This is a genomic window from Aurantimonas aggregata, assembly GCF_010500835.1.
GTDB lineage: Bacteria > Pseudomonadota > Alphaproteobacteria > Rhizobiales > Rhizobiaceae > Aurantimonas > Aurantimonas aggregata.
On the sequence record NZ_JAAAMJ010000020.1, the window covers coordinates 1 to 25,573 of the forward strand.

Here is a 25,573-nt window from a genome sequence, read left to right on the forward strand (position 1 = left end):
ACTGGCTAAGGACTGGGAGAAATCCATCGAAAGCACAACCGCATGGGCCAATATCGCTTCCATCCGCATGCTAACCCGGAGGATCGCAAGACCCTCATATCATTGACCAACTTTCGAATCGGGCTCTCAGATATCGTTTCGCCGCCAGTGACGGTTCGTCACCGAAGGGCGCCAGACAAATCGACGGCGAAGTACGATATGCATCCAGGGGCGGCCGAACGGCCGGCCAATTGAATTTTCACGACAAGGGATAGTGCTTCATGGCGAAGATTCTCGTTCTCTATTATTCGAGCTACGGTCATATCGAGGCGATGGCGAAAGCCGTGGCCGAGGGCGCCGAGAGCGCCGGCGGGAGCGTCGACATCAAGCGGGTCCCGGAAACGGCGCCGCAGGAGGTCGTCGAGGCCGCCCATTTCAAGACCGACCATCCCTATCCTGTCTGCGATCCGATGGAACTGCCAAACTATGATGCGATCATCATCGGCGTGCCCACCCGCTTCGGCAACATGGCGTCGCAGATGCAGTCCTTCTGGGATCGCACCGGTCCGCTGTGGGCGACCGGCGCTTTGATCGGCAAGGTCGGCGGCGCCTTCTCGTCCTCGGCATCGCAGCATGGCGGCAACGAGACGACGCTTATCTCGGCGCACAAGACGCTGCTGCATCACGGGCTGATGGTCGTCGGCCTGCCCTATTCCTTCGCCGGGCAGATGAACATGGACGAGATCGTCGGCGGCTCACCCTACGGCGCGACGACCATGGCCAAGGGCGACGGCTCGCGCATGCCGAGTGCCATCGAGCTCGACGGCGCGCGCTTCCAGGGCAAGCACATCGCCGAGATTGCCGGTAAGCTCACGGCCTGACCGGTCGGTCGCCGAAGGCGGCCGAATAAGCAGCTTCACAAACGTGAGCGGCCCGACGGGCCGCTTGCAAGATGCTGATGAACTGAAGGCGCTCATGGCAAGGTTCGATGGAGTCTCGCCTCGGACCTGGAGCCGCGTGGGACGCCTCACACCGGCAGCGGCTCGCGCTGCAGCGGGCCGGCGACATCGTCCTCGAAATCCAGCGCGTTGCGCAGCCGCTCGAGGGCAAAGTTCTGCTTACGGAGCCGCGCGAGAAGGTCCATGCCGCCGACCTCGGACATGTCTGCGTTGGACATGTCCTCGTTCGAGTGAGGTCCGTCGTGACGGCTGAAACTGCCTGCCATTTTCCCGCCCCCTGCCTTGGCCTTGTCGGCTTCTTGCTGAACTTGACCCTACGCATTTTCGCCGTATTTCGCCATCGGATTCTTTGCGTCCTGTTGCCGCAAGCCCACGCAACTTGACAGCAACGGCCGGCTCGGATGACTTGCCGCAGTGCGCGGGCGTGGCGAAATGGTAGACGCAAGGGACTTAAAATCCCTCGGGCTTCGTCCCGTGCGGGTTCGAGTCCCGCCGCCCGCACCAGCCAACGCCGGATTTGCAGGACGTCGGATTAATCTGTTCAGTGACGACACCGCCGACGACGTGGTAACGCCAAGCGGAACACAACCTTGGCGCGCGGTCACGAAAGCTTGATCGGATCGGCAGGCGCGAATGGAGGCGAAACAGTGGCTGATCCTTTTCCACCCTTCGAGGTAGTGGCATCGAGCCTGGTAGACGTCGCCATGGGCCGCGGCCCGGCCGATCTCGTCGTCCGCAACGCCCGTTGGGTGAACGTGCACTCCGGCGAAATCATTCCCGCCACCGACATCGCCGTGGTTTCCGGCCGTTTCGCCTATTGCGGGCCGGACGCGTCCCACGCAATCGGCGAGGGGACCAAGGTGGTCGACGCTGCCGGGCGCTACGTCGTCCCCGGCCTCTGCGACGCGCACATGCATGTCGAGAGCGGCATGGTGACCGTCACCGAGTTCTGCCGCGCAGTCATCCCGCATGGCACGACCTCGATGTTCATCGATCCGCACGAGATCGCCAACGTTCTCGGCCTGCCCGGCGTCCGGCTCATGCATGACGAGGCGCTGGCGCAGCCGGTGAACGTCTGGGTGCAGATACCGTCTTGCGTGCCGTCGGCGCCGGGGCTGGAGGAGGGTGGGGCCGTGCTCGGCCCGGACGACGTCGCCGAAGCGATGGGCTGGCCGGGGATCATCGGACTCGGCGAGGTGATGAACTTTCCGGGCGTCGCGGCCAATGATCCGACGATGGTCGGCGAGATCGCCGCGACGCGGCGCGCCGGCCGCACCGTCGGCGGCCACTACGCCTCGCCCGATCTGGGCCGCGCCTTCCACGGCTATGTCGCGGGCGGGCCCGAGGACGACCACGAGGGCACCCGCATGGAGGATGCGGTAGCGCGCGTGCGCCAGGGCATGAAGGCGATGCTGCGGCTGGGCTCGGCCTGGTACGACGTCGCGACACAGGTTCGCGCCATCACCGAGCTCGGCCTCGACTCGCGCCATTTCATCTTGTGCACCGACGACTGCCATTCCGGCACGCTGGTGCGCGACGGCCATATGGACCGGGCGGTGCGCCACGCCATCGGCCGGGGGCTGAAGCCGATCACCGCGATCCAGATGGCGACGATCAACACCGCCGAGCATTTCAAGCTGGAGCGCGAGATCGGGTCTGTGACACCGGGCCGCCGCGCCGACTTTCTGATCGTCTCCGATCTCGCCGAGCTGAAAATCGACGAAGTCTATGGCCGCGGCATCCGGCTGGCCTCGGCGGGCCGGCTGGAAGCCGACATGCCGTCCTACGCCTATCCGGCAAGCGCCACCGACACGGTGCGGCTGGGCAAGGCCCTGAAGGCAGCCGACTTCCAAGTCAGGGCACCGGCGGGTGCCGGTGTGTCGGTTCCGGCACGCGTTATCGGCGTGGTCGAGAACCAGGCGCCGACGCGGGCGCTGACGGCCCACGTCCCCGTTGCTGACGGCGTCGCCATGGCGGATCCCGCTCATGACATCTGCCGCATCGCGCTGGTCGAGCGGCATCGCGGCTCCGGCAACGTCGTCAACGGCTTCGTCTCGGGATTCGGCTATCGCGGACGCTGCGCCATGGCCTCGACGGTGGCGCATGACTGCCACCACATGATCGTCGTCGGCACGTCGGACGAAGACATGGCGCTCGCCGCCAACCGGCTCGGCGAAGTCGGCGGCGGGGTGGTGTTCTTCGCCGATGGCGAGGAACGGGCGCTGATCGAGATGCCGATTGCCGGCCTGATGTCGAACGAACGCGCCGAGATCGTCGCCGCCAAGGCCGACGGTCTAATCGCCGCGATGCGGGAAGCCGGGTGTACGCTCAACAACGCCTACATGCAGCACTCGCTGCTGGCGCTGGCGGTGATCCCGAGCCTCAGGATCTCCGACAAGGGCATCGTCGACGTCGACCGCTTCGAACTCGTCGATCTCTTCGTCTGACCCAAGACCATGGTCGCGACTTTACAAAACGCCGACGATGGCCGATGGCTGCCGGTGCAACGACGGCAAACGAGCAAAGAAAGGGGCGTGCGATGGCTATGACGACATCGATCGGTGGAGTTGCCGCCTCGATTATCGGCGCCGGCGCGTGTGCCGCGTTCGCTGCCCCGCAGCGTTCCCTCGGCTAGACGCGTCCGGCCTGCGGCGTCCCGTCAGGGCCGCCGCTTCCTGTCGCCGCTCAGCCGGCGTTGAGTTTCCAGGCAGCCGCATCGCGGCCGGCCACCGTTGTCAAAGTATCAGTCCATGTCCCAGTCAGAATTTCGCAGCCGCGTCGCCACCGCGGAACAGGCCTTGCGCGCGCTGTTTCCGCCGACGCCGCTGCAACTGAACGAGCATTTGTCGGCGCGCTATGGCGCCCGTATCTATCTCAAGCGGGAGGACCTGACACCGGTCCGCTCCTACAAGATCCGCGGCGCCTTCAACTTCATGCGCAAGCGCATCGCCGAGGGCACGGCCACCGGCCGTTTCTGCTGCGCCTCGGCCGGCAACCACGCCCAGGGTTTCGCCTTCGCCTGCCGGCATTTCGGCCTGAACGGTCGCATCTTCATGCCGGTGACGACGCCGCAGCAGAAGATCGACAAGACAAGGGTGTTCGGCGGCGATGCCGTCGAGATCGAGCTCGTCGGGGATTTCTTCGACGATTGTTACGCCGCGGCGAGGACCTACTCGGCTGAGACGGGCGCCGCCATGGTGCCGCCCTTCGACCATGAGGACATCGTCGAGGGCCAGGCCAGCGTCGGTCTCGAGATCGTCGAGCAGCTGGATGGCGAGATCGCCGACATGCTGGTGCTGCCGGTCGGCGGCGGCGGGCTGGCATCCGGTCTGGTGCGCTATTTCGAGGGCGATGCCCGGCCGGATTTCCGCTTCGTCGAACCGCTGGGTGCGCCCAGCCTGCGCACCAGCCTGGTCAGTGGTGAGCGCGTGCGGCTGCCGCAGCTCGACGGCTTCGTCGACGGCGCCGCCGTCGCCGAGATCGGCGCGCTGCCCTACGCGACGCTGTCGGGCTTTCCGCCGGACGCCGTATTGCTCTCGCCGGAAGGCCGGCTTTGCAAGACCATGCTGGAGATGCTGAATGTCGAGGGGATCGTGCTCGAGCCCGCCGGCGCGCTGGCGATCGACGCGCTGCGCGACCTCGGCGAGAGCGTGCGCGGCAAGACCGTCGTCCTGGTCGTCTCGGGCGGCAATTTCGATTTCGAGCGCCTGCCCGACGTCAAGGAGCGGGCGCTGCGTTACGAAGGGCTGAAGAAATACTTCATCCTGCGGCTCGCCCAGCGCCCCGGCGCGCTGAAGGACTTCCTCGATTATCTCGGCCCGGACGACGACATCGCCCGCTTCGAATATCTGAAGAAGTCGGCCCGCGACTTCGCGTCGATCCTGATCGGCATCGAGACAAAGAATGCCGCCAATTTTGCCGGCCTGCTGGGGCGTTTCGACGAAGCCGGTGTCAGCTACCAGGACATCACCGACAACCAGATCCTGGCGGATCTGCTGATCTGACCGGACGCGGCGAATGACCATCGGGCAGGGCGGGTCGGTGCCGGAACGGGTGGCGGGATCGTGAGCGGCATCGCCATTCTCGCCGTCACCTACGTGCTGTCGCAGTTCTTCCGGTCGTTTCTGGCCGTGCTAGCACCGGTGCTGGTGGCCGATCTCGGGGTCGGCGAGGCGGTGCTGGCGACGGCATCGGGTGTCTGGTTCATCGCCTTTGCGCTGATGCAGTTTCCTGTCGGCTGGGCCCTCGACCACTACGGACCGCGTCGCACAGCGTCGCTGGTGCTGCTGGCCGCCGTCGCCGGCGCGGCGCTGTTCTCGATCGCCGAGGGACCCGCAGCCATCATCGCGGCGATGGGCCTGATTGGCGTCGGCTGCTCGGCCGTGCTGATGGCGGCGTTCTACCTTCTGGCGCGGCAGTTTCCGCCGCAGCGCTTCGCCATGTTCGCCTCTTGGATCGTGGCGTTCGGCCTCTCGGGCGGCGTCCTCGGATCAGCCCCATTGGCCCTCGCCACGGAGGCGTTCGGCTGGCGCGCCGTGATGGCGGGGCTCGCATGCGTCACGCTGGTCGCGGCGGTGACCGTGGCGGTCTGGGTGCGTGATCCGCCGACTGCCAAGGCGCCGAAGGGCAGCGGCTCGTTGCTCACCTTGCTGAAAATGCGCCAGCTCTGGCCGCTGATGGCCATCGCCATCGTCGCCTACGCGCCGGCCGCCAATCTGCGTGGGCTCTGGGCCGGTCCGTTCCTCGCCGAAATCCACGGCTACGACATCGAGGCGATCGGCGGGGCGACCTTCGTCATGGCCATTGCCCTGATCCTCGGCACGATCAGCTACGGGCCGCTCGACGTCCTGTTCAACACGCGCAAATGGGTGCCGTTCGTCGGCATCGCGCTCACCGCGATCAGCCTTGCCGGCCTTGCCGCGGCGGGCGGCGGCTCGCCAACCATCGCCATCATCCTGATGACCGCGGTGACATTCTTCGGCGCCGGCTATGCGCTGATCATGGCGCATGCAAGAGCGATGGTGCCGGCCCATCTCGTCGGCCGCGGTGTCACCTTGATGAACTTCTTCTCGATCGGCGGCGCCGGTATCATCCAGTTCCTGTCGGGCGGCGTCTTCGCCACCGCCACGGGCGGCACCTCGCCGGATGGCGCCTACACCATCCTTTTCGGGTTCTACGCGCTGCTGCTCGCCGCAGGTCTCGCGGCCTACGCCTTCAGCCGTGACCTAAGGACGCGATAGGCCGGTTCAGCCGGTTGGCAGGGCCTCGATCCACGCGGTGATCCGCGCCGCGACGTCCGCCGTCGTCTGCGGCGAGAGAATGTCGCCGGCGAGCACGTGGTTCGCCGGGTCGCCGCTGCCGGTGATCTCCACCGCCTCTACCGGGCCGGACCATTCCGCGACGACGGCCTCGGTGGCGACCGGGTCGACGATGGCGTCACGCTTCGAATAGAGCACCAGCAGCGGCGTCAGCACGGCCTGGAAATCGGCGGCCCGTGCTGCACGGACCAGCGCGCCCATCGGGGCGAGCGCGCCGATCGGATAGCGCGTCGTCCAGTTCTCGGCTTGTGCCGGGCTGCTCGGCTCGAAGCTGTAGGTGTCGCCGCCGAAGAGCGGCAGGATCTCGCGGACAAAGGGCAGGTCGAGCGCGAAGGACCAGCGGTCGAGCAGGCCGAAATTCGGCGAGATCAGCACCAGCCCGGCGACGTGCTGCATGAAGCCGCCATGCGCCGCGCCGGTCGCGGCGAGCGTCGCGCCGGTGGAGGTCGCGATGACGACGACGCGGTTGCCGATCGTCCGGCCGATGGCGACCGCCTCGGCGAGGTCGTTGATCCAGTCGTTGACGCTCGCCTGTTCCATGGCGGCGCCATCGCGGCCGTGGCCGGCAAGGCGGGTGTAGAAGAGGTTGGCGCCAAGCGCCCGCGCGACGTCATCGGCGAGCGGGCGCGTCTCGCCCTTGGCTGCCGAGAAGCCATGGACATAGACCATCGCCAAGGGCGTGCGGGCCTTCGATGCCGGAAACGCCCAGACGATCTCCTTCTGCGCATTCGGCCGCAAATTCGGCACGTCCGCCTCGCTGCGGGCGAGATAGGCTTCGGGGTCGTTGCCGATGGCGGTTGGATCGAAGGTCGCGGTCAGGTCGGCTGGCTCGCGCGGTCCGGCAAACCAGACGGCCGCGACGGCGAGGGCGAGGAGAAAGACGACAGCGAGGACTATGCGTAGGATCACGGGTACCCGTCCGGTTGGCGGCGGAAGGCCAGAAGCTCTATCGCGTCTCGCGCGTTGGCGAAACCGCCATCGCGTCCTCGGCCTTGGCGGCTCAGCCTTGGGCCGTGACGGTGCGGCGGATGAGGTCGGCGACCATCAGGTCGAGATGGGCGCCGCCCCCGTTCTTGAACACCGTGATCGCCGCCGGGCCGCTGCGACCGGCGGTGCCTGCCACCAGCTCGGCGAGGTCGCCGCGAATGTCGCTGGCGTCAATTACGCCCTGCTTAAGCGGAATCTCGATCTCGCCGATATGGCCGATCGTGGTGCGGCGGGAATCGACGAACAGTTCGCCGCGCGTCAGCACCGCGTCGTCCGCCTCCCGCATGTCCGGCCGGTAGGCGCCGATGAGGTCGACATGGGTGCCGGGCCGGAGCCACTCGCCCTTGAGGAATGGCGCCACCGCCATCGTCGCGGTCGACACGATGTCCGACTCGGCCACGGTGGCGGCAAGGTCGGTGACGGCACGGACAGTGACGCCCGGCGCCTGGCAATCGGCAGCCAGCTGCGCCGCCTTTTCCGGCGTGCGGTTCCAGATGCGGATCTCTTCCAGCTGCGGAAACACCTCCCGGTAGGCCTCGACCAGCGAGCGCGCCAGCGTGCCCGCGCCGCAGATCAGCAGCCTGCAAGAATCCGGCCGGGCGAGCAGGCGCGCGCCGAGAACGGAATCGCCGGCCGTCTTCCACTTGGTGACGAGGATGCCGTCGACCAGCGCCACCGGCGCGCCGCTCGCCTCGTCGAACACCAGGACGCTGCCTTGCACGGTCGGCAGCGGCGGATCGCAGCGGGGGTTCTCGGGATAGACGGTGACCGACTTCAGCGCGATGCCGAGGCCGGGAATCCAGGCTGCCCGGTTCAACAGGCTCCGGCCATCGCTCGATAGCAGCATGTCGCCGATTTGCGGCGCCGGCAGGCGATGGCCCGCGGCGATCGCGTCGGCGACCATCGTCCAGGACAAAAGCCCGTCGGCATCCGCAAAGGAGATCACTCTCACGGCGTGGTTTCCGACGCGCGGGCAGGCGCCGGGTTGATCGCCGGCGTCTGTACCTGGCGGGTGGCAAAGGGCTGGAAGCCGTGCTTCAGGTAGAGCGGCAGCGCGGCCGGATGGTCGAGCGTGTTGGTCTCAATCGAGACGCAGCTGATGCCCTCGGAAAACCCGGCCTGGATCGCCTGCGACAGCAGGAAGCCGGCGAGCCCGCGGCCGCGGAATTCCGGCATCACGCCGAGATGCACGATGCGCGCCTCGCCGATCGCCGGCCGCGTCTCGATCTCGAACCAGCCGATTGTCGCCGCGCCGCTCGTGGCGACGAAGATCCGGATGGCCGGCCCGTGGATCTCCCGGCGCAGAGCCTCGTCCGACAGCAGCCGCGAGGTCCAGTGATGCGCCTCGCCGACGGCGCGGTAGAGCGCGCGGTAGCGGGGTAGCGGCATCAGCGGCACTTCCTCGACGACGACCGGCTCAGGCAAGGCCGGCGGCGGAACCATCTGCTGCGGCCGGGTGCTTATCTGCAGGCTGGTGACGGTGGTGGTGAGGAGCGCCATCGGTTCAGCGCCCGGTTTCGACGGGAGTGTCGGTGGCCGAGCCCCATTCGGTCCACGAGCCGTCATAGAGCTTGACGTCGGCATTGCCGAGGCTGGCGAGCGCCAGGCTTAGCACCGCGGCGGTGACGCCGGAGCCGCAGCTCGTCACCACCGGTGCGTCCGGATCGACGCCGGCCGCCGCGAAGGTCTCGCGCAGCGCCTCCGGCGACTTCAGCCTGCCGCCCTCGGTGACGAGGCCGATCGGCACGCTGGCGGCGCCCGGCATGTGGCCGGCGCGGACGCCGGCGCGGGGTTCCGTTGCTTCGCCGGCAAAGCGGTCGGCGGGACGGGCGTCGGCGATCTGCCGCCCGCCCATCTCGACCCAGTCCTTCATCTCGTCCAGCGAGGCGACGGCGTCGCGGTCGAGGTGCGCGTCGAAGACGGCCGGGGTGGGCGAGGGCGTTTCGGTCTCGACCGGCAGGCCGGCCGCCTGCCAGGCAGGGAAGCCGCCGTCGAGGAGGCGCACGTCCTCCGCACCGAACACCCGGAACAGCCACCAGACCCGCGGCGCCGAGAACAGGCCCATGCCGTCATAGACGACGATCGTGTCGGTGTCGGAAATGCCCATCTGCCCGGCGGCTTCCGCGAACACCGTCTCCTTCGGCAACGCGTGCGGCAGGCTGGAGGCGGGATCCACCACCGCATCCTGGTCGAAGAACACCGCGCCCGGAATGTGGCCCGTGTCATATTCGGCGCGGGCAAAGCGGTTCTGCGCCGGCAGATACCACGAGGCGTCGACCACGGCGATGCCGGGTCGGCCGAGGGTCTCGGCGAGCTGCTCGGGGCTGATCAGGAAGGGGTTCTGGGTCATGGCGATGGTCTCGTATCTGTGCGCCGCTGCGTCGGCTACAGCCGGCGCAGCACGTCAGCATAGTCCCGGACAGGGCGGGAGCGAAAGGCAAGGCGGGCATATCGTTCTGGCGAAATCTCAAGCCGGGAGCGGGCCGAAGCGGATCCGGAAGCGGCGGTTGATCTTGCCCTTCTTCTCGATCTTGCCGATGTGGATTTCGCCAACCTCGCCGGTCTCCTGCACATGCGTGCCGCCGCAGGGCTGGGTGTCGACCGCACCGTCCTCCCCGATGCAGACCAGCCGGATCCGCCCGTGCCGCGCGGCGGGCGGACATTGGCCGACTTCACCAGGCCGGGATTGGCATCGAGCTCGGCATCGGTGATCCAGCGCGTGAAGATCGGGTGGTTCTCGCTCACCAGCTGCATCATCTTGGCGGTGATCTCGGCCTTGTCGGCGGAGGCGTCCGGAATGTCGAAATCGACGCGGCTCTCCTCCTCGCCGACGGCGGCACCGGTGATCGGGAACGGGCAGACGACGCTGAGGAGGTGACAGGCCGTGTGCATCCGCATCAGCCTGTAGCGGCGCTGCCAGTCGACATGCAGCACCAGCGTCGCGCCGGGCTCGGGCAGGACGGCGCCGGCCTCCGCCAGCATCAGCACCGTCGCCTTGTCCGGCGCATAGACCGTGTCGACGACCCGGATCTGGCGCCCGTCCTCGGTCTCGACGAAGCCGCTGTCGCCCGGCTGGCCGCCGCCGGCGGCGAAGAAATTGGTGCTGGGAAAGACCAGGCCGGCAAGGCCCCCCTCGGCCGCCGGCTCGATCCGCTCGAGCCGGGCCTCCATCGTCGAAAGGTAGGAATCCTCCTGGTAGACGCGCTCGGTCACGACACGCTCTCGTAGGGGATGTCGAACTCAGCCGGCTTCGCCTCGATCCAGTCCGGGGTCGGCAGACCCTTTTCCTTCAGGAACGCCGGGTTGAACAGCTTCGACTGGTAGCGGTTGCCGTAGTCGCAGAGGATCGTCACGATCGTGTGGCCGGGTCCCATCTCGCGGGCCATGCGGATCGCGCCGGCGATGTTGATGCCGGACGAGCCGCCGAGGCAGAGGCCCTCCTCGTGGACCAGCGCGAAGACGATCCGCAGCGCTTCCTCGTCCGGGATCTGATAGGCGAAATCCGGGGTGAAGCCCTCGAGATTGGCGGTGACGCGGCCCTGGCCGATGCCCTCGGTGATCGACGAGCCTTCGGCCTTCAGCTCGCCGTGGGCGTAATAGTTGTAGAGCGAGGCGCCCATGGGGTCGGCGATGCCGATCTTGATCCGGCCGGAACGGCGCTTCAGCCCGATCGACGTGCCGGCCAGCGTGCCGCCGGTGCCGACGGCGCAGATGAAGCCGTCCACCTCGCCGGCGGTCTGGTGCCAGATCTCCTCGGCGGTGGTGACCACATGCGCGTCGCGATTGGCGACGTTGTCGAACTGGTTCGCCCAGATGGCGCCCTGCGGATGGGTCCGGGCCAGCTGCTCGGCGAGACGCCCCGACAGCTTCACGTAGTTGTTGGGGTTCCTGTAGGGGACCGCCGGCACCTCGATCAGCTCGGCGCCCATCAGCCTGAGCGCATCCTTCTTTTCCTCGCTCTGGGTTTCCGGAATGACGATGACCGTGCGGTAGCCGAGCGCATTGGCGACCAGCGCCAGGCCGATGCCGGTATTGCCCGCCGTGCCTTCCACGATGATCGCGCCCGGGTCGAGCAGGCCCTTGTCCTCCGCGTCGCGGATGATCGCGAGCCCGGCGCGGTCCTTCACCGACTGGCCGGGATTGAGGAACTCGGCCTTGCCGTAGATCTCGCAGCCGGTCTCCTCCGACGCACGCTTGAGCCGGATCAGCGGCGTGTTGCCAATGGCGTCGAGGACAGAGTTGTATCGGGGCATGGGGGGACTCGGAGATCGTGGGGGCAAGGAACGCTGCCGCGAACCTATGGTCGGGCGCGGGGCGAGGCAAGCCGACGAACCGTCGACAGCGCGTCCCGGGCGGAGAAGGTGGTCTCGACGACGGTGCGTCGGCGCGCGAAACGCGGCCGGCGCGCGCAGCGGTGTCCGAGCATGGCGACCACTCGGCGAAGAAAGAGTACATCGCCCGCTCGTAACAAAAATCGCGCGACAGTCTTTAATATGCCCCTGCGTCATGGTAGATAGTCTTCGTTCTCCAAACTTGGTCTATCCAACCACAGGAAGGTAGGTGTCCGATGGGAAGAATCATGGGAGAGGATGATGTCTACATCAATAACCTCTTCGAACTGCTGAATCTTCGTTTTGCGCCGCCGCAGGGTCACGGAGATGACGATTTCGGCGGGATCGAGGAGATGGTCGCTCTGCAGAAGCAGTTCGCAATCTTCAGGGAAGGGCGGAGCCTGCGCGACAGTGCCGCCATCATGAATTTGGGCGGCTTCTGGAACACCCGCGCGAGGAACCGCTGGTATCGCGTTCTCGCCGACCTGAACTCCTACGAGTCGAATATCGAGGGCGTGAACGGCGATGAAGCGATCGTCGCTTCGCTGATAAGAAACCTCGCCTCCAGGGCGCCCCTGCCAGTCTACTTCAAGGCACATGATTCCCGGGTAGAAGGAATGCGGCGTGTCATCGTCGAGAGTGGCCCGATCGCCGGCTTCTTCATCGACATTCCCTACCTGACGATCTCGCTTCCCATGCGGCCGCGAAACTCCGCCCGCGCAGACGTCGAGACAAGCACGTCTTTCGTCTCTTCCGGGGAGCTGCGCCCCGAAGGCGTTTCCTTGGGCGCATAGCCATCCAAGACGGCGAAGGTCGCACGGCGCCTGCAGTAAAAGACCCTTCGCCGTCTTCCCCTGAATCAACTGATAATCATGACCGTCCGCTTACGGCGGCCATCTCGCTAAACTTTCGATTTCAACTGAGTGAAAGAGCCAGTCGATGGGTAAAATCATGGGAGAGGATGATGTCTACATCAACAACCTCTTCGAGTTGCTGAATATTCGCTTCGCGCCGCCGCAGAGTGGCGCTCCGGAAGAGTTTGGCGGGATCGAGGAGATGGTCGCGCTGCAACAGGAATTTGCGATCTTCCAGAAGGGTCGCAGCTTCCAGAAAAGCGCTGCGATCATGAATCTCGGCGGTTTCTGGAACGCCCGGTCGAAGAACCGCTGGTACCGGATGCTGGCGGACCTCAACTCCTACGAGTCGAGTATCGACGGCATGAACGGCGACGAGGCGATCGTGTCCTCGCTGGTCGAGAACCTTGCCTCCAGCAAACCGTTGCCGGTCTACTTCAAGGCACATGATTCCCGCGTCGAGGGCCAGAAGCGCGTCCTGATCGAGAAGGGCCCGGTGAAGGGGTTCTTCATCGAGGCCGACTACCTGATCATCTCGCTGCCCATGAAGCCGCGATCAGCCTAGGCCGATCCGGTGGACGGCACGACAATCGAACCCGGTGGCGGGCAGGGCCTGCCACCGCACGCCGGACCGGGCGCTGGAGGCGAAGACGCGTTCGCCGATCTTCGCGAGACGGTGGATGCCTATTATTCGCGTCGACTCGCCCGCTTTGGTCCCACACCCCTGGGGGTCGACTGGAGTTGCGTGCCGACCCAGGAAATGCGGTTCGTGCAGCTGCTCAAGCTCTGTGATCTCTCTACCTCGAAGAAGCTTGTCCTCAACGACCTTGGCTGCGGCTACGGCGCGCTGCTGGCCTATCTGGGCTGGCGCCATCCCGACATCGCGCTCGATTATCTCGGCGTCGACCTGTCGGCGGCGATGATCGCGCAGGCGAAACGCCTGTGGCGCGGCCAGCCCGCGATCGCCTTTGCAACGGGCGGCGATTGCCCGCGTGTCGCGGACTATTCGTTCGCCAGCGGCATCTTCAACGTTGCGCTGGATGCGCCGCGGGACCGCTGGGAGGCCTATGTGGCTTCCGTCCTCGACAATCTGCGGGCGACCAGCCGGATCGGCTTTGCGGTCAACTTCGTCGCGGCGCGGCCCGCTTCGGCTGAGGCGAAGCCGGGTCTCTACAGTACCAGCCCGGAGCGATGGACGACCTACTGCGAAACTGAACTCCAGGCGCGGGTTGCACTGGTGACAGGATATGGCATGCGTGAATTCACTCTACTTGTAACCGTATAGGGGGAAATCTCGCAGGGGATCCATCATCGCTCGACCTTGCGCAAGCATCGGTTCGAACACGAACGCACCGGTCTGCTGGATGAGCCTGTCGGCTTCATCGAACAGATCCTCCGCCTCGAGTAGCCGCGCGGACCCATCGCGGGCAAGATAGGCCGCCCCCTTCACAAGCATGGCTCGGAGTTCGGGCATGCGGGCGGTAAGCGTCCGCGCGGCGTCGATCGCCTGGTCTGCAGCGGCAAGTGCTTGCGCTTCCTGGCCGGCCTGGAAGTGGCACTCCGCAATGACAGCCAGAGTATCCGCCGCGTGGTCGCGTGCGGCCTTCATCGTAACGATGGAAGTGAGCGCCCTTTCCAGATCCCGCAGGGCGGCGACTGGATCGCCACCGATCGCGGTCGCTAGCCCGTTGCAGTAATGGCGGAAGACCAACAGATACGGACTGCCGTGTCGCTCTGCGAGCGCCGCGACGGAGGCGGCGTGTTCGGCAGCCAGCGACGCGTCCTGCTGGAACCAGGCTAACTCGATCATGCCGAGATGCGAAATGAACAGCACCGTCGGATCGACGAGGGCCGGCTCGAGCGCGAGCATCTGGTCGAAGCAGGCCCGCGCCTCGTCCGGGCGTCCGAGATGGACGAGGATACGGCCCCTGAGGCTGAGCACCCAGTGCTCGACACTATAGCCGAGGAACTGGTGGTCGAAGGGCTCGATGGCCGGGATGCGCTCGAGCGCGGCGTCGTTGGCCGCCAGCGCCTTGGTGAACAGGCCCGCCCATCCATAGGCCTGGCTGAGCGAGGCGTTGAGCGTCGCGGCACGCCCGCGGTCGCCGGTCGGCTCCACCAGGGCCAGCGCCTGCTCGATCTGGGCGGCATAGTCGTCGGCCGGGCCGCCGCTGGCTCCGGCCAGCCGTGCCTCGACGAAGAGCAGCAGCGCGACCATCGCGTCGTCGGTCTCGCGGGCGATCTGCAGCGCCTCCGCCAGATAGGGCCGCGCTTCCTCGACGGTCACGCCCTCGCGCCAGCCGAGCCACGCGATCTGGGCGCTCGCCATGATGCGCAGCTGGTCGACCTCGGGGCAGCGGATTTCCCCGAGCAGCATCGTGCGGACCTTCCGCCAGCGCTTGATCGCTTCGCCGGTGCTGGTCGCGCCCACCCAGCGGGCTGCCCGCGCACCGAATGTCGCAGCCGCGAGCGTGTGGCCCGCCGCCTCGTGGTGATAGGCGATCAGGGCCGCGTCCTCGTCCAGCCTGCCCTCGGAATAGCTCTGCATCGCCTCCGCGACCGCGGCGTGAAGCACGGCCCGGCGCGACTTGAGCTGCGTCCGGTAGGCGACCTCCTGGATCAGCGGATGGCGGAAGGCATAGCAGCGGCCGCCGGCGCCCTGTTGCGGCTCGATCATTTCCGCTGCGCTCAACCGGTCGAGCGCCGTCTGGACGTCCGCCTGCGGTACCTCGGCGACGCTCTCCAGCACGTTGAGCGGAAACTGCTTGCCGATCATCGCGCCGATCTGCAGCACGGCGCGCTCGACCGGATCGAGCCGGTCGATGCGGGCGCCGATGACGTCCTGGACGGTCGAGGGCAGGGCGTTGTCGTTGGCCGGCGAGCCGAGCGTGTAGCTTCCCGGTGCACCCAGCAGCGTGCCGTTCTCCGACAGCGAGCGCACCAGCTCCTCCATGAAGAAGACGTTGCCACCGCTGCGTTCGGCGACGCGGCGGTGGATATCCTTGAGTTCCGGCCGGGTGCCGACCAGCGTGTCGAGGATCGCGTCGGTTTCGGTGTTGCTGAGCTCGGCCAGGAACATCGAGCGATAGTGCGGCGTGCGCATGAACGGCGCGCGATAAGCCGGCCGGTAGTTGAAGACCAGCATGGTCCGCGTCGATTCCACCGCCTCGACCAGCGCGGCGAGAAACTCGCCGCTCGCCGCGTCGGCCCAGTGGAGGTCTTCGACGATGATCACCGAGGGCTGACGGCCGATCTGCCGGACGAGGTCGCGCAGAATGTCCAGGAGCCGCGTCTGCCTAGCCTTGGGGCTGGCCAGGGAACGTTGCTGCTCGTCGGCAAGGCCGAGAAATTCGAACAGCAGCGCCCGGTCGGCCTCAAAGGTCGCGCCGATCTCGGTCAGACGCTCGGCAATCCGGTCCCGCGTCACTTCGGGGTCGTCGGACGAGGAGACCTGCAGGATCATCCGCAGGAAATCCAGCGCCAGCTGCAATGGCGTTGCGTGGCCGTAGGGTTGCGCTCGGGCCTCGTAGACTGGCAGGCCGCGCCCGCGGCACCATTCGGCGAATTCGTAGCAGAGGCGGCTCTTGCCGCTGCCCGGCGCGCCCTCGATGCCGGTAACACGGGTCTCGCCACTTTCGATGGCGCAAAGCGTGTCGCGCAGCGCGCCGATCTCGGTCGTCCGGCCGCAGAAGGCGGTGAGGGTGGCGCCGCGAAACTCGCGGCTGGCCGGACCGCGCCGCCGGGCCAGCAACTGGAACACCGAGACCGGTTCGGGAATGCCCTCCAGCCTCCGGGCTCCAAGCGAACCTGTGACGAAGCTCGAGCGGATGAGGCGATAGCTTTGTTCGGAAATGCAGATTCCGCCTGCGTCAGCCAGCGCTTGAAGCCGGCTGGCGAGGTGGATGGCCACGCCATGCGCATCCCGTCGGCCCTGCGGATCGGCGCCCGGCGGGCCAAAGACCACTTCGCCGGTATGCAGCCCGACGCGGATCTTCAGCCCGTCCTCGCGTTGGGCGAAGGCTTGCTGCAGCGCCAGCGCGGCCTCGCAGGCGAGAAAAGCGTGGCCTTCCTGGGCGCGCGGCGCGCCGAACAGCGCGAAGATGCCGTCGCCCATCGTCTGCACGACCGTTCCGTCGAAGCGCGTCACCGCGTCGCACATCGCCGCGATCGCCGGCCTGAGGCGATCCATCGCCTGCTCCGGGTCGAGCCGCGCCAAGAGCCGGGTCGAACTGACGATGTCGGCGAAGAGGATGGTGGCCTGCTTGAACTCGCCGCTCGCGGTCAGCTTGAGGGCGGTGGCCGGGGGCCGATCGGAAAGCCGGGTCCCGCAAGCGCTGCAGAAGGCCGCCGCCGCCGGGCTCTCCGCCGCGCAGCCGGGACAGGAGACGACAACAGGCTCCCCACAGTCTTCACAGTGGGTGCGGCCGGCCGGGTTCTCTGTGCTACAGCTGGGGCAGCGCATGGTTTCTTGCTGCTGACGATACGTAACCCGGGCAAATGACGCTTTTAGCCCAAGCCTGTCAACGTGGCAGAGCACAACGGCACATGCTCTCACGGCATCTGGCGAACCCCAGGTTGCGGGTGAGGGTGCGGAGCCCGGACCGGGAACTATTCCCGGTAGTGGGCTTCCGAAAGGATGCGTCGCAGCTCAAGGATCGCCGAGAGGCGACCCTGGTGAAACTCGCTGGCCGGTGCCTCACGCGAGTCGGCCTCGATACGCCGCTCGAGCGTATCGAGCACATGGGCGACGTGGTCGCCGGAATAGCTGTCGAAGAGGCGCGGCTTGAGCATGGTCATCGCGATTGCTTGCATCCTGGCGCTTGCCGCGCACTAGCGTTGGGTGCCGCAGACGTGGCTGCCGGCTCGTATGACCGCATCGCGACGGACCCACCCGCCGAGTGATCGAACCTCGACCGCCAGCCTACTTGGCGCTTGCGACGGTGTCCGTTCCCTGCCGATACGGCGCGAACGGTTCGCTTTTGAAGATCTCCTCGATCTCCGGCAGCGTGAAGGACGCATCATCCGTGTCGATCGAGAGGCTGTAGCGCGGAATTTCGTCGCCCTGCATCACGTGGCAGATCGCGTCGGCCAGCGTATCGAAGCGCTTGTGTGCAAGGCCGCCCTTGGGCAGCACGCGGCGGGCGGAGCGCGCCCAGAAGATGTCGGCGGGAAGGGTGAAGTCGATATCGTCCATGCGGGTGCCTTGTCCTGCTGTTGGCGACACGCTCGACTCACCTGAGCGACGCGCCGGATCGTATCCCTTATCTAGGGGACCCGTGCCGCATTGTCGCGTCCACTCGCAAACGCGGGTCCCATGCGACGGTGACAAACCGGCATTGCAGGCGGAGGACGGCCATGAAACGTCGGAGGGAATACCGACGCCGTCCGGCCGGGAGCGCGCCGTAGTTCGGCTCCACGTTCTTCTGTGACTCCCGTCGGTCCTCGGGTTGCCCCCGCCGTCGCGGCTCAGCCCTGGACCGAACGATAGGCAGCGAGGGCGCGGTCGCGCGCCTTGCCGTGGTCGACGATGGGCGCCGGATAGGTCTTCCCGAGAACGACGCCGGCTTCATGGAGCGTGCTTGCGGCCGCCGTCCAGGGTGCGTGGATGACGCGCGCCGGCAGGTCATTCAGTTCCGGAACGTACTGGCGGATATAGGCGCCGTCCGGGTCGAACTTCTCGCTCTGGGTGATCGGATTGAAGATGCGGAAGAACGGCTGGGCATCGGCGCCGGAACCGGCGATCCACTGCCACTGCGCGTTGTTCGAGGCGACGTCACCGTCGACGAGGGTATCCCAGAACCACGCTTCCCCCTCGCGCCAGTCAATCAGCAGGTCCTTGGTCAGGAACGACCCGACGATCATCCGCACGCGGTTGTGCATCCAGCCGGTCTGCCAGAGCTGCCGCATGCCGGCATCGACGATCGGATAGCCGGTCATCCCCTTCTGCCAGGCCCGCAGCACGGAACGGTCAGTCTCCCAGGGGAACTGGTCGAAGCGGGCGTTGAAGTTCTCCGTGCCGAGCGGACCGAAATGGTAGAGCAGATGGTAGCTGAAATCCCGCCAGACCAGCTCCTTGCGAAAGGTCTGGATCGCCTCCGGCCTGATCGTTTCGTCCTCGGCGGCGCGCGCGATAGCCGCATGCCAGAGGCGATAGGGCGATATCTCACCCCAGCGCAGATGCGGCGACATGCGCGAGGTCGCGTCGATCGCCATGCGGTCCCGCCCGTCGTCATAGGTCCCGAGGCGCTCGTCGCAGAAGGCTGTAAAGCGGCGGTGGGCTGCGGCCTCGCCGATCTCCCAGAATGAAGCCAGGCCACCGGACCAGTCGGGCTGCGTCGGGCGGAGCTGCCAGCTGTCGAGCGTGTCGGAGCGCGGCAGTTCATCGGGAATCGCCAGGCTGCGGGGTGGGTCGATCGGATTGCGCGGCTCTGTCTCGGAGACGTTCTTCCAGAACGGCGTGTAGACCTTGTAGTAGCCGCCGGTCTTGGTGGTCACACGTTCCGGCCGGTGGAGGATATTCGCGGTGAAGGCCCTGACGGCGACGTCGCCTTCGAGGGCGTCGGCCACAGCCTGGTCGACCGCGCGCCCGGCCTCGTCGTAACGGCGGTTGAACAACAGCGCTCCCGCGCCGACCGACCGGACGATGGCGGGGACCTCGACCGCCGCCTTGCCGCGGCGAAGCACAAGATCGGCGCCGATACCCTTCAACGATTGCGTCAATGCCGCCAGCGAATGATGCAGCCACCAGCGGTGCGCGCCGCCGATCCCACGGACGCCGTCGGTTTCGTCGTCGAGCACATAGAGCGGCACGACGGGTCGGCCGGTGCCGGCGGCTTCGGCCAGTGCCGGATTGTCGTCGAGCCGCAGATCGTCGCGCAGCCATACGACGATCGGACGTCGGTCGTTCGTCGATGCATCTCGGGTACTCATGCCTGTCCCTCTCGTCGCGGGCTTAGCTGTAGCAGGCGCGCGACGGGGCGAGGCGGGTGCGACAAAGCGCTGCCCGTCGCCGGAAAATCATCGCGGCGGGCATTCGATTCGATCAGTGATGAATGGACGGTGGCTCCCCGGGCCGGATTCGAACCAGCGACCGATCGATTAACAGTCGAGTGCTCTACCACTGAGCTACCGGGGAATACGCATGTCTCAGCGTTGGCGTGCCTATAGCAAAGCTATACCCGACTTGCCAAGCCGCGCCGGGCAAAAAACCGGACGGGGCTGCAGTGCCAGGATGTTTTGTCCTGCCGCCCGCAGACCCCATGTGAGGCAGAGCAGCAATTGAAGGGACGGGCAGAGCCCGGCGCGACGCATGACTGACCGCGAGGAAGAGCCGACGGTGCCGGGCACAGCACCGCAGCGCATTCGGCTGTTCGGGCGAGACTTCACGCTGCCGGCAAACCGGGCAACCCGCGTCAGCCTGGGAATCGCCTTGACCATCGGCGGCATCCTGGGCTTCCTGCCGATCCTCGGCTTCTGGATGATCCCGCTCGGCCTCATCATCCTGTCGGTTGATTTCGCGATCGTCCGCCGTGCCCGGCGCCGGACGGCCGTGAAATGGGGCCGCTGGCGCGCCAACGGCAAGGCGAACAACGTTGAGCAGCAGCCCCGTACCGACGGCGGGAAAACGTCGGCTGGCCTGCCTCGGGACCCGAGCGACTGACCGACGCCGGTCAACGCAGCCGGGTTGGCCGCCAGATGACGATGCCCGGCCGGCGGTCACGTTCGATCTCCTCCGCATTGACCTCGCAGTCGCGAAGCCGGCATTCGCGGCATCTGAACGGCAGCCGATCAAGCGCAAGGGCCGGATCGGCAACACTTGCAAGGTCGCTCGCCAGGAAGGAAGCGGCATGCCCGCATCCCCGACATCGCGCCGTCACCAGCATTTCCGCCCGGGCGGCTTCGCCCACTGTTCGTTTTGCCACCATCCCTGCGAACTGGTACAAAGCATGAACATCGTCAAGCCGAAAAAGGCTCGGGGCACTGGAGCGCCTGTCTCGGCACCCTCAGCGGACGATTTCGTCGTTCACGCGCTTCCAGGAGGGCGTCCAGGGGCCGACGCCATTGACGGGCGCTGGTGTCTCGAACGAAACCGTCGACTTCATCTTCGGCTGCGCCTGGTAGGCCAGTGGCTGGCGCGGCTGCGGCTTCGGCCGCGTGGCGTCTTGCGTTTCGACGTTCCGGTCGGTGCCATAAAAATTGCCGAAGATCCCGTCGCCCGTCGAGGCGAACTGGGCAGCGGCCGGATTGGGGGCGGCGATTGCGAGGGCAAGGCCGGCTGCGAGGAGCGGAAGCGTTTTCATCCTGATCATCCTTCGTTGTCGCATTGGCAATCGTAGCGGGTTCCACCGACGGATCATGTGCGGTGCAACACAGCAGCTTCTCGTCTCGCTGGCGAAGGTCGATCTCCTGGCCGAGCGGGCGGACGTGGTGATCCGGGCGAACTCCGGTCTCGATCAAAATCGCGACCTGATCGCGCGCCGGCTCGGGCCTGTCGCCATGGTGCTGGCCGCCAGCCGTGCCTTTCCTGCCGCCCATCCGCCGATCGCCGTGCGGGGACCTTTCGGCGCTGCCGACCATCACCTACCCGAAGGCCGCCGATCAGGATCTCTGGGAATATTACGACCCGGACGGCGCGCCGACGCGGATCCGCCACGAACGCCGGATTATCTGCAATGAATTCGCGGTGACGCGGGAGGCCGCGGTCGAGGGGCTCGGGGGCGCGATGCTACCGGAAGCGATCTGTTTGGATGCCTTTGCGGCCGACGGGCTCGAACGGGTGCTGCCGAAACATCACGCCGGCGACTCGGCAATGTACCTGCTGTCACCTCGCGGCGCGGCATGTTGCCCGCCGTGAAGGTACTCCGCGACGATCTGATCGCCACGCTGCCCGGAGAGATGCGGCCGAAGCGGGCAAGTCTGCAGTCCCGGTCGTCGGCCTGAGGCCATTCTGCCCGCCGGTCAGCTTTTCGGCATAAGGGAGGGGAAAAGCCGATCGGCACCACGCCAATCGGTTCGGTCAGTGGTCGAAGCTGTCGTACCAGCCGTTGTCGTTGGCCGGCGACTTCGACCGGCTCTCGAACGGATCGTGGCGGTCTTCCGGGCTCAGCGGCGGCTTCTTGCGCGACGCGTCGGTCTTGGCGTTGTCGGTCTGCATGGGCTTGGCCCGCTCGTCTTGGTGATGTCTGGATCACTCCCTGTACGCCGACCAGCCAGACCAATGGTGTTCGCTGCGTCACACACACGACGCGATCCGGCAAAATCCCGGGCGATGGCCGGTTTCCGGCGTCGGTTTCCGGTCAATCTTCGTGAAGGCTGCTTACCGCGCGTGACTTGAGCGACCACCAGGCGCCGGATCCGCGCACACCGTCCTTCCCTGAAAGTCCATAAACATCGGCGACGCCGAAACTGGACGAAAGCCAAGGTCCGAGCAGGTGGCCGATACAGGCAAGGGGACTTCAATCTCCTGCGACCTCCGCCGGCACCTCGCCGTGCCGCACGAGCACGATCGGCTCTTCCAGGACTTCGCCCGTCTCGACGTCGACGGTCTGCTCGACAGCCACGACGCCGACCACATTGCCGAGTCGGGCGCCGTCACGGTCAGCTCGAAGCTTGGCTTCCGCAGCCGTCTTGAACTGCATGGTCTGCCCGTTCATGAGCCGGCGTCCCTGTTTCACGAATTGCTGCACGACGAAGAGCTTGCTGACGGGCATGGATGATTCCTTCGGCCGGGAGGGCAGGGCAAGCCCGGCCATATCACGTCGGTGCCGAACGCCCGACAGTCCATGCGAAGGGTATTGCCGAAACAGAATGCCACAACTTTTTCAGCGTGTGGCCAGGCTCGTTTTACCACACCGAATTCGGCGATCAGATCGGATGCCCGAGTGTGGCTATGGAGGCCTCGGAGGGAATCGAACCCCCGTGCAAGGATTTGCAGTCCCCTGAGGACCATTGATTTAATTGAGATTTATGGCGCCATGTCGCGTCCATGTCGCGTCAAGACAGAAGGGCAGTTGCTGCGGCTGCCAGTTCGTCTTCAGCGTCATCCCTCGGGAACAGATGTCCATAGACGTCCATCGTCATCACGATCGATGCGTGGCCGAGCCGCTCCTGGACCATCTTGGCCGGCAGCCCGAGACCGCCATCCTCCCGGCGATTGATGCACCAGGAGGCGTAGAAGTGCCGAAGCGAATGCAGGCCGGTGTATTTCGCGGCCATGGCCGGCTCGCCTTTCCTGACTTCGCCCGTGGCGACCACGACCCCGGCTCGGATCATGGCGGGGATCAGCCCCGAGCGGACGATGCTGGCATGTGTCCGGGATGCGCCGTCATCATTGCCGAAGACGAGGAGGGAGTTGCCGCCGCTCCTCAGCCGATGTTCCTTCAGCGCATTCAAGACGAGAGGCGGGACGGGGATCTTGCGCGTGCCGGCTTCCGACTTCGGGGCCCCGACCACGCCATAGGCATCGATCCGCTGGTTCACGCTGATCAGGTTGCGCTTGAAGTCGACGTCCTGCCAGCGGAGCCCGCGAAGCTCTGAGGAGCGCATGCCGCTGAAGATCGCGGTGATCAGCAGCGGGCGCCAGGCATCGTCCAGGGCACCGACAAGCGCCTTGATCTCCTCGCGAGTGGGAATGTCTACCCCGACCTCGATACGTCCCTTCTGGCGCCGCTCTGCTCGCCGGTCGCGTCCCTTCCGGCCGCTGCGAATATCGCGCACCGGGTTCCGAGTAGCGAGCCCGCGCTCGCTGGCGTCCGACAGGATCGATCCAAGAGACGTCAGCACCTTCCGCGTCATGATCGCCGACCGGCCGTCCCTGCGCATCCGGTCTTCGAAATCCCGGACGGTCGGCACGGTGATCTTCGATAGGAGGGTGCTGCCGATCAGGGGCTTGATGTGGATGTCCAGATGCGACCGCCGCTGCTTCATCGTCGACTGCTCGAGGCCGGCGTTCAGACCCGAGGTGATCCAGAGCTCGCCCGCGGTCTCGACCGTCACGCTGGCGCTGTCCGCGACATGGATTCCTTCCCGGACCTCGACCGTCGCAGTGGCGGCGAAGGCGTCAGCAGCCTTCTTGAGCTTGAAGGATTTCAGCCGGCGCTTGCCGGCGCCGTCCACGTAATCAACGACCCAGGCGGTTTTCGCCTCGCCCTTCGCTGTTGTCCAGGAGCGCTTCCGGACGCTCACGGCTCGACGTCCTTCTCGTCGTCGAGGTCGACCGCCGATATCCGTTCATAGCGCGCTTTCAAGCCGGCTTCGTAGCCTTCCCGATATACCTCGAACTGTTCGTCCGACATGGCGTCGCCGCGCTCGAGCCGTCGCACCATGGAGCGCCATTCCGGATCCAGCGGATACTTCGCCGTGGAGCGCCCTGTGGAAAGCGCTTCGATCTCGACTTGATCAAGACCGTGTGTGCTTAGCTCGGCTTCATCGTCGGCGAATTCCTCTTCCCAGCGATCGAGCCGTAGCCTGATCCGTTCCCGAGAATCTTCATCGACGCCTTGAATTGTCCCGTCAGCGATTGCTCGGACGGTATCAAGGAGTTCGCCGGAAAGTTGGCTCAGAGGAGTTTTTTCCGCACCCGCCTTCAATATCCTCAGCAGGTCGAGGATGTAGGACACCCTGCTTTCGATTCCCACGGGCTCAGGGAATTCATTTTCCAGAATGCGGATGATCTCTTCGTTCATGGAGCGGCCCTGAAGCTCCGCGTAGGCCTTTACGCGATCCCGCAAACCCGGCGGAAACCGCAGCATGTACTGATCCGCGCCGCGACCCGCTTTCGCCATTTCCCCTGATCCCCAAATTTACCCTAGCACTGTCTTTGGTCGCGCTTGACGTCAACCATAAGACGGTAGTACCCCTATTACCGTCTTATGAAGAAAGGGTTACGGAAAATGACAAAATCTGAGGAAGCTTCGCTCGATCTCGTTTGGGGCATCGCAGCCATCGCGAAAATGATCGGGAGGAACGAGCGGCAGACGTACGACATGCTCGCGTCCGGCCATTTGCCGGCGAAGCAGGTCGGATCGCGATGGGTCGCCGAGCGCGGCAAGCTGATCGCCTTCTTCATGGAGACCGCAGCGTGAGATGGCTCGATCCGCTTCAGGCCCGGTTCTGGGGCATGGCGCGCTCGGCGCGTCATCGACAAGGCGAAGGCTCGGACAAGCTCAATCGTCCGGCGCTCGCAGGATCGGAGGGCGATCCTTTGATGGCCCTTCAGAAAGCAAAAGGCCCGGCCGAGGGTGCAGCCTCGCCGAGCCATGGTCCCAACAATCCCCGAGAGGAGAACGCTGTGAACAGGCAGCAAGATAACACCGCCGGCGCCAGGACGCCAGCCGGTCCCGACGCGATCATCGATGCCGTCAACCGGCTCGAGTCACCGTTGTGCGACGCCGTGAATATGGCGCGGGTCGTCAGTCAGCTGATCGAGCACGTCAATTATGAGGAGGTGCTCGGGCAACGGTGCCTCGTCATCCAGCACAACTCAGCCGAGGCGCTGACGTTCGCGATCTATCAGACGCAGGCGCTATTCGAAGCGGCGCACCTTGCATGGGACGACGCGAACACCTTCGCCTTCAGCCAGCGGAGGGCGTCATGACCGGCACCACCTACCGAGACGCAATGTTCGAAGTTGAGGGCCCGATCTACGAGGCGCTGGATCACGCTAACGCGCTCCAATGCTTCTGCCAGCTGACCCTGGTCGAGGACGGCCACGTCCTATCCGATGAACAGAAGGCCGCGTTCATTCACCTGATCGGCGAGAACTATGCCGCCAGCGGCCGGGTCGCTACCGAGTGGTCGAACGGCTGGAACGCGGCCGTTAACGCAGAATATGCGGAGCCGGCGCAGGATCCGATGCTGGCGCTCGTCATTCGGTACGGGAAGGGCGTGGCCACCTACGGCGCCTCCGGCGATCTGCCGGACGAACAGAACGAGGCGCTGGCGGCCGCGACGTGGCGTGCCTCCTACGATCGCCTCTGCACGGCGCCTCCAGCACCAACGACCAATGCCGGCGCGATCGAGGCCATCCGCCTCGTCCGCAAGGAATCTGTTGGCGGCGGCTATCAGCCGGCGCTGATCGAGAACGTCCTGACGGCGGTGACGGTCTTCCTGGAAGGGAGGGCCGCGGCATGATCAACCGAACACGA

The 25,573-nt window shown here is 66.0% G+C and carries 27 protein-coding genes, 2 tRNA genes and 2 pseudogenes; 14 read left to right on the forward strand and 17 right to left on the reverse strand.

The annotated features are described in order from the left end of the window. Both GTW51_RS18790 and wrbA read left to right on the forward strand, forming a co-directional pair. A pseudogene (locus GTW51_RS18790) lies at positions 1-106 on the forward strand (IS5/IS1182 family transposase); the annotation flags it as partial. Between the two features lie 154 nt (positions 107-260). Then, positions 261-860: an NAD(P)H:quinone oxidoreductase gene (gene wrbA / locus GTW51_RS18795; RefSeq protein WP_163045603.1), complete on the forward strand. Its 600-nt coding sequence runs from the start codon at positions 261-263 to the stop codon at positions 858-860. Between the two features lie 146 nt (positions 861-1,006). Here the strand turns inward: wrbA and GTW51_RS18800 are convergent, their stop codons facing one another. Then, positions 1,007-1,156 carry a hypothetical protein gene (locus GTW51_RS18800; RefSeq protein WP_163045604.1) on the reverse strand — a complete coding sequence of 50 codons (150 nt, stop codon included), beginning with the start codon at positions 1,154-1,156 and terminating at the stop codon, positions 1,007-1,009. 200 nt (positions 1,157-1,356) lie between these two features. Between GTW51_RS18800 and GTW51_RS18805 the strand changes: the two genes are divergently transcribed. The 4 genes from GTW51_RS18805 (at position 1,357) to GTW51_RS18820 (ending at position 6,178) form a co-directional block, all read left to right on the forward strand. Further along, a tRNA-Leu gene (locus tag GTW51_RS18805) sits at positions 1,357-1,442 on the forward strand. A gap of 200 nt (positions 1,443-1,642) precedes the next feature. Continuing rightward, positions 1,643-3,385, forward strand: coding sequence for an adenine deaminase (gene ade, locus GTW51_RS18810; protein ID WP_163045690.1), 1,743 nt, complete (start codon positions 1,643-1,645; stop codon positions 3,383-3,385). 303 nt (positions 3,386-3,688) lie between these two features. After that, positions 3,689-4,942 carry a threonine ammonia-lyase IlvA gene (gene ilvA / locus GTW51_RS18815; protein ID WP_163045605.1) on the forward strand — a complete coding sequence of 418 codons (1,254 nt, stop codon included), beginning with the start codon at positions 3,689-3,691 and terminating at the stop codon, positions 4,940-4,942. A 60-nt stretch (positions 4,943-5,002) separates the two neighbouring features. After that, positions 5,003-6,178: an MFS transporter gene (locus tag GTW51_RS18820; RefSeq protein WP_343034062.1), complete on the forward strand. Its 1,176-nt coding sequence runs from the start codon at positions 5,003-5,005 to the stop codon at positions 6,176-6,178. A gap of 6 nt (positions 6,179-6,184) precedes the next feature. On the opposite strand, the gene GTW51_RS18825 is transcribed toward GTW51_RS18820, so the two are convergent. The 6 genes and pseudogenes from GTW51_RS18825 to GTW51_RS18850 form a co-directional block, all read right to left on the reverse strand. Next, the gene (locus GTW51_RS18825; protein ID WP_163045606.1) at positions 6,185-7,165 is read right to left on the reverse strand and encodes an alpha/beta fold hydrolase; all 981 of its coding nucleotides are present in this window, start codon (positions 7,163-7,165) and stop codon (positions 6,185-6,187) included. A 91-nt stretch (positions 7,166-7,256) separates the two neighbouring features. Beyond that, positions 7,257-8,195, reverse strand: a complete 939-nt coding sequence (locus GTW51_RS18830; protein WP_163045607.1) for an ornithine cyclodeaminase — start codon at positions 8,193-8,195, stop codon at positions 7,257-7,259. After that, on the reverse strand, positions 8,192-8,743 hold the full coding sequence (locus tag GTW51_RS18835; RefSeq protein WP_163045608.1) for a GNAT family N-acetyltransferase: 552 nt from the start codon (positions 8,741-8,743) through the stop codon (positions 8,192-8,194). The genes GTW51_RS18830 and GTW51_RS18835 overlap by 4 nt, the downstream gene beginning before the upstream one ends. 4 nt (positions 8,744-8,747) lie before the next feature. Beyond that, entirely contained in the window at positions 8,748-9,593 is an 846-nt protein-coding gene (gene sseA / locus GTW51_RS18840; protein ID WP_163045609.1) for a 3-mercaptopyruvate sulfurtransferase, read from the reverse strand. Positions 9,594-9,710: 117 nt separating this feature from the next. Further along, positions 9,711-10,414 (reverse strand): annotated as a pseudogene (locus GTW51_RS18845) (alanyl-tRNA editing protein). 38 nt (positions 10,415-10,452) lie between these two features. Beyond that, positions 10,453-11,496: a cysteine synthase A gene (locus GTW51_RS18850; RefSeq protein WP_163045610.1), complete on the reverse strand. Its 1,044-nt coding sequence runs from the start codon at positions 11,494-11,496 to the stop codon at positions 10,453-10,455. A gap of 314 nt (positions 11,497-11,810) precedes the next feature. On the opposite strand from GTW51_RS18850, the gene GTW51_RS18855 reads away from it, so the two are divergent. From GTW51_RS18855 to GTW51_RS18865, 3 genes are all read left to right on the forward strand, one after another. Beyond that, positions 11,811-12,368 carry a hypothetical protein gene (locus GTW51_RS18855; RefSeq protein ID WP_163045611.1) on the forward strand — a complete coding sequence of 186 codons (558 nt, stop codon included), beginning with the start codon at positions 11,811-11,813 and terminating at the stop codon, positions 12,366-12,368. A gap of 145 nt (positions 12,369-12,513) precedes the next feature. Further along, positions 12,514-12,993, forward strand: a complete 480-nt coding sequence (locus tag GTW51_RS18860) for a hypothetical protein (RefSeq protein ID WP_163045612.1) — start codon at positions 12,514-12,516, stop codon at positions 12,991-12,993. 9 nt (positions 12,994-13,002) lie between these two features. Further along, positions 13,003-13,713 carry a methyltransferase domain-containing protein gene (locus GTW51_RS18865; protein WP_343034063.1) on the forward strand — a complete coding sequence of 237 codons (711 nt, stop codon included), beginning with the start codon at positions 13,003-13,005 and terminating at the stop codon, positions 13,711-13,713. Here GTW51_RS18865 and GTW51_RS18870 read toward each other — a convergent pair. The 5 genes from GTW51_RS18870 to GTW51_RS18890 form a co-directional block, all read right to left on the reverse strand. Next, positions 13,696-16,890, reverse strand: coding sequence for an ATP-binding protein (locus tag GTW51_RS18870; protein WP_163045613.1), 3,195 nt, complete (start codon positions 16,888-16,890; stop codon positions 13,696-13,698). The genes GTW51_RS18865 and GTW51_RS18870 overlap by 18 nt on opposite strands. A 146-nt stretch (positions 16,891-17,036) precedes the next feature. Beyond that, positions 17,037-17,225, reverse strand: a complete 189-nt coding sequence (locus tag GTW51_RS18875; protein WP_163045614.1) for a hypothetical protein — start codon at positions 17,223-17,225, stop codon at positions 17,037-17,039. A 124-nt stretch (positions 17,226-17,349) separates the two neighbouring features. Beyond that, the gene (locus GTW51_RS18880; RefSeq protein ID WP_163045615.1) at positions 17,350-17,622 is read right to left on the reverse strand and encodes a hypothetical protein; all 273 of its coding nucleotides are present in this window, start codon (positions 17,620-17,622) and stop codon (positions 17,350-17,352) included. A gap of 272 nt (positions 17,623-17,894) precedes the next feature. Then, complete coding sequence (locus GTW51_RS18885) at positions 17,895-19,358, reverse strand: cryptochrome/photolyase family protein (protein ID WP_163045616.1); 1,464 nt, start codon at positions 19,356-19,358, stop codon at positions 17,895-17,897. A gap of 130 nt (positions 19,359-19,488) precedes the next feature. Continuing rightward, positions 19,489-19,563: transfer RNA gene (locus tag GTW51_RS18890), tRNA-Asn, on the reverse strand. 174 nt (positions 19,564-19,737) lie between these two features. Between GTW51_RS18890 and GTW51_RS18895 the strand changes: the two genes are divergently transcribed. Next, a complete protein-coding gene (locus GTW51_RS18895) occupies positions 19,738-20,088 on the forward strand; it encodes a hypothetical protein (RefSeq protein WP_246233268.1) in 351 nt (116 codons plus the stop codon). A 343-nt stretch (positions 20,089-20,431) separates the two neighbouring features. Here the strand turns inward: GTW51_RS18895 and GTW51_RS18900 are convergent, their stop codons facing one another. Further along, positions 20,432-20,728, reverse strand: a complete 297-nt coding sequence (locus GTW51_RS18900; RefSeq protein ID WP_163045617.1) for a hypothetical protein — start codon at positions 20,726-20,728, stop codon at positions 20,432-20,434. A gap of 215 nt (positions 20,729-20,943) precedes the next feature. Here GTW51_RS18900 and GTW51_RS18905 point away from each other — a divergent pair, with 215 nt between their 5' ends. Then, positions 20,944-21,282, forward strand: a complete 339-nt coding sequence (locus GTW51_RS18905) for a LysR substrate-binding domain-containing protein (protein ID WP_163045618.1) — start codon at positions 20,944-20,946, stop codon at positions 21,280-21,282. A gap of 162 nt (positions 21,283-21,444) precedes the next feature. Here GTW51_RS18905 and GTW51_RS18910 read toward each other — a convergent pair whose 3' ends face one another. The 4 genes from GTW51_RS18910 to GTW51_RS18925 form a co-directional block, all read right to left on the reverse strand. Continuing rightward, on the reverse strand, positions 21,445-21,582 hold the full coding sequence (locus GTW51_RS18910; protein WP_163045619.1) for a hypothetical protein: 138 nt from the start codon (positions 21,580-21,582) through the stop codon (positions 21,445-21,447). 301 nt (positions 21,583-21,883) lie between these two features. Then, entirely contained in the window at positions 21,884-22,180 is a 297-nt protein-coding gene (locus tag GTW51_RS18915) for a hypothetical protein (RefSeq protein ID WP_246233269.1), read from the reverse strand. 241 nt (positions 22,181-22,421) lie between these two features. Beyond that, positions 22,422-23,612, reverse strand: coding sequence for a tyrosine-type recombinase/integrase (locus tag GTW51_RS18920; RefSeq protein WP_163045621.1), 1,191 nt, complete (start codon positions 23,610-23,612; stop codon positions 22,422-22,424). After that, on the reverse strand, positions 23,609-24,211 hold the full coding sequence (locus GTW51_RS18925) for an Arc family DNA-binding protein (RefSeq protein WP_163045622.1): 603 nt from the start codon (positions 24,209-24,211) through the stop codon (positions 23,609-23,611). Before GTW51_RS18925 ends, GTW51_RS18920 begins: the two co-directional genes overlap by 4 nt. A gap of 108 nt (positions 24,212-24,319) precedes the next feature. On the opposite strand from GTW51_RS18925, the gene GTW51_RS18930 reads away from it, so the two are divergent. Genes GTW51_RS18930 through GTW51_RS18940 form a run of 3 tightly spaced genes read left to right on the forward strand, consistent with a single transcriptional unit; the run spans position 24,320 to position 25,559 of the window. Continuing rightward, positions 24,320-24,511, forward strand: a complete 192-nt coding sequence (locus tag GTW51_RS18930) for a DNA-binding protein (protein ID WP_163045623.1) — start codon at positions 24,320-24,322, stop codon at positions 24,509-24,511. Beyond that, positions 24,508-25,023: a hypothetical protein gene (locus GTW51_RS18935; protein WP_163045624.1), complete on the forward strand. Its 516-nt coding sequence runs from the start codon at positions 24,508-24,510 to the stop codon at positions 25,021-25,023. The genes GTW51_RS18930 and GTW51_RS18935 overlap by 4 nt, the downstream gene beginning before the upstream one ends. Continuing rightward, complete coding sequence (locus GTW51_RS18940) at positions 25,020-25,559, forward strand: hypothetical protein (RefSeq protein ID WP_163045625.1); 540 nt, start codon at positions 25,020-25,022, stop codon at positions 25,557-25,559. Before GTW51_RS18935 ends, GTW51_RS18940 begins: the two co-directional genes overlap by 4 nt. Positions 25,560-25,573: the final 14 nt, after the last annotated feature.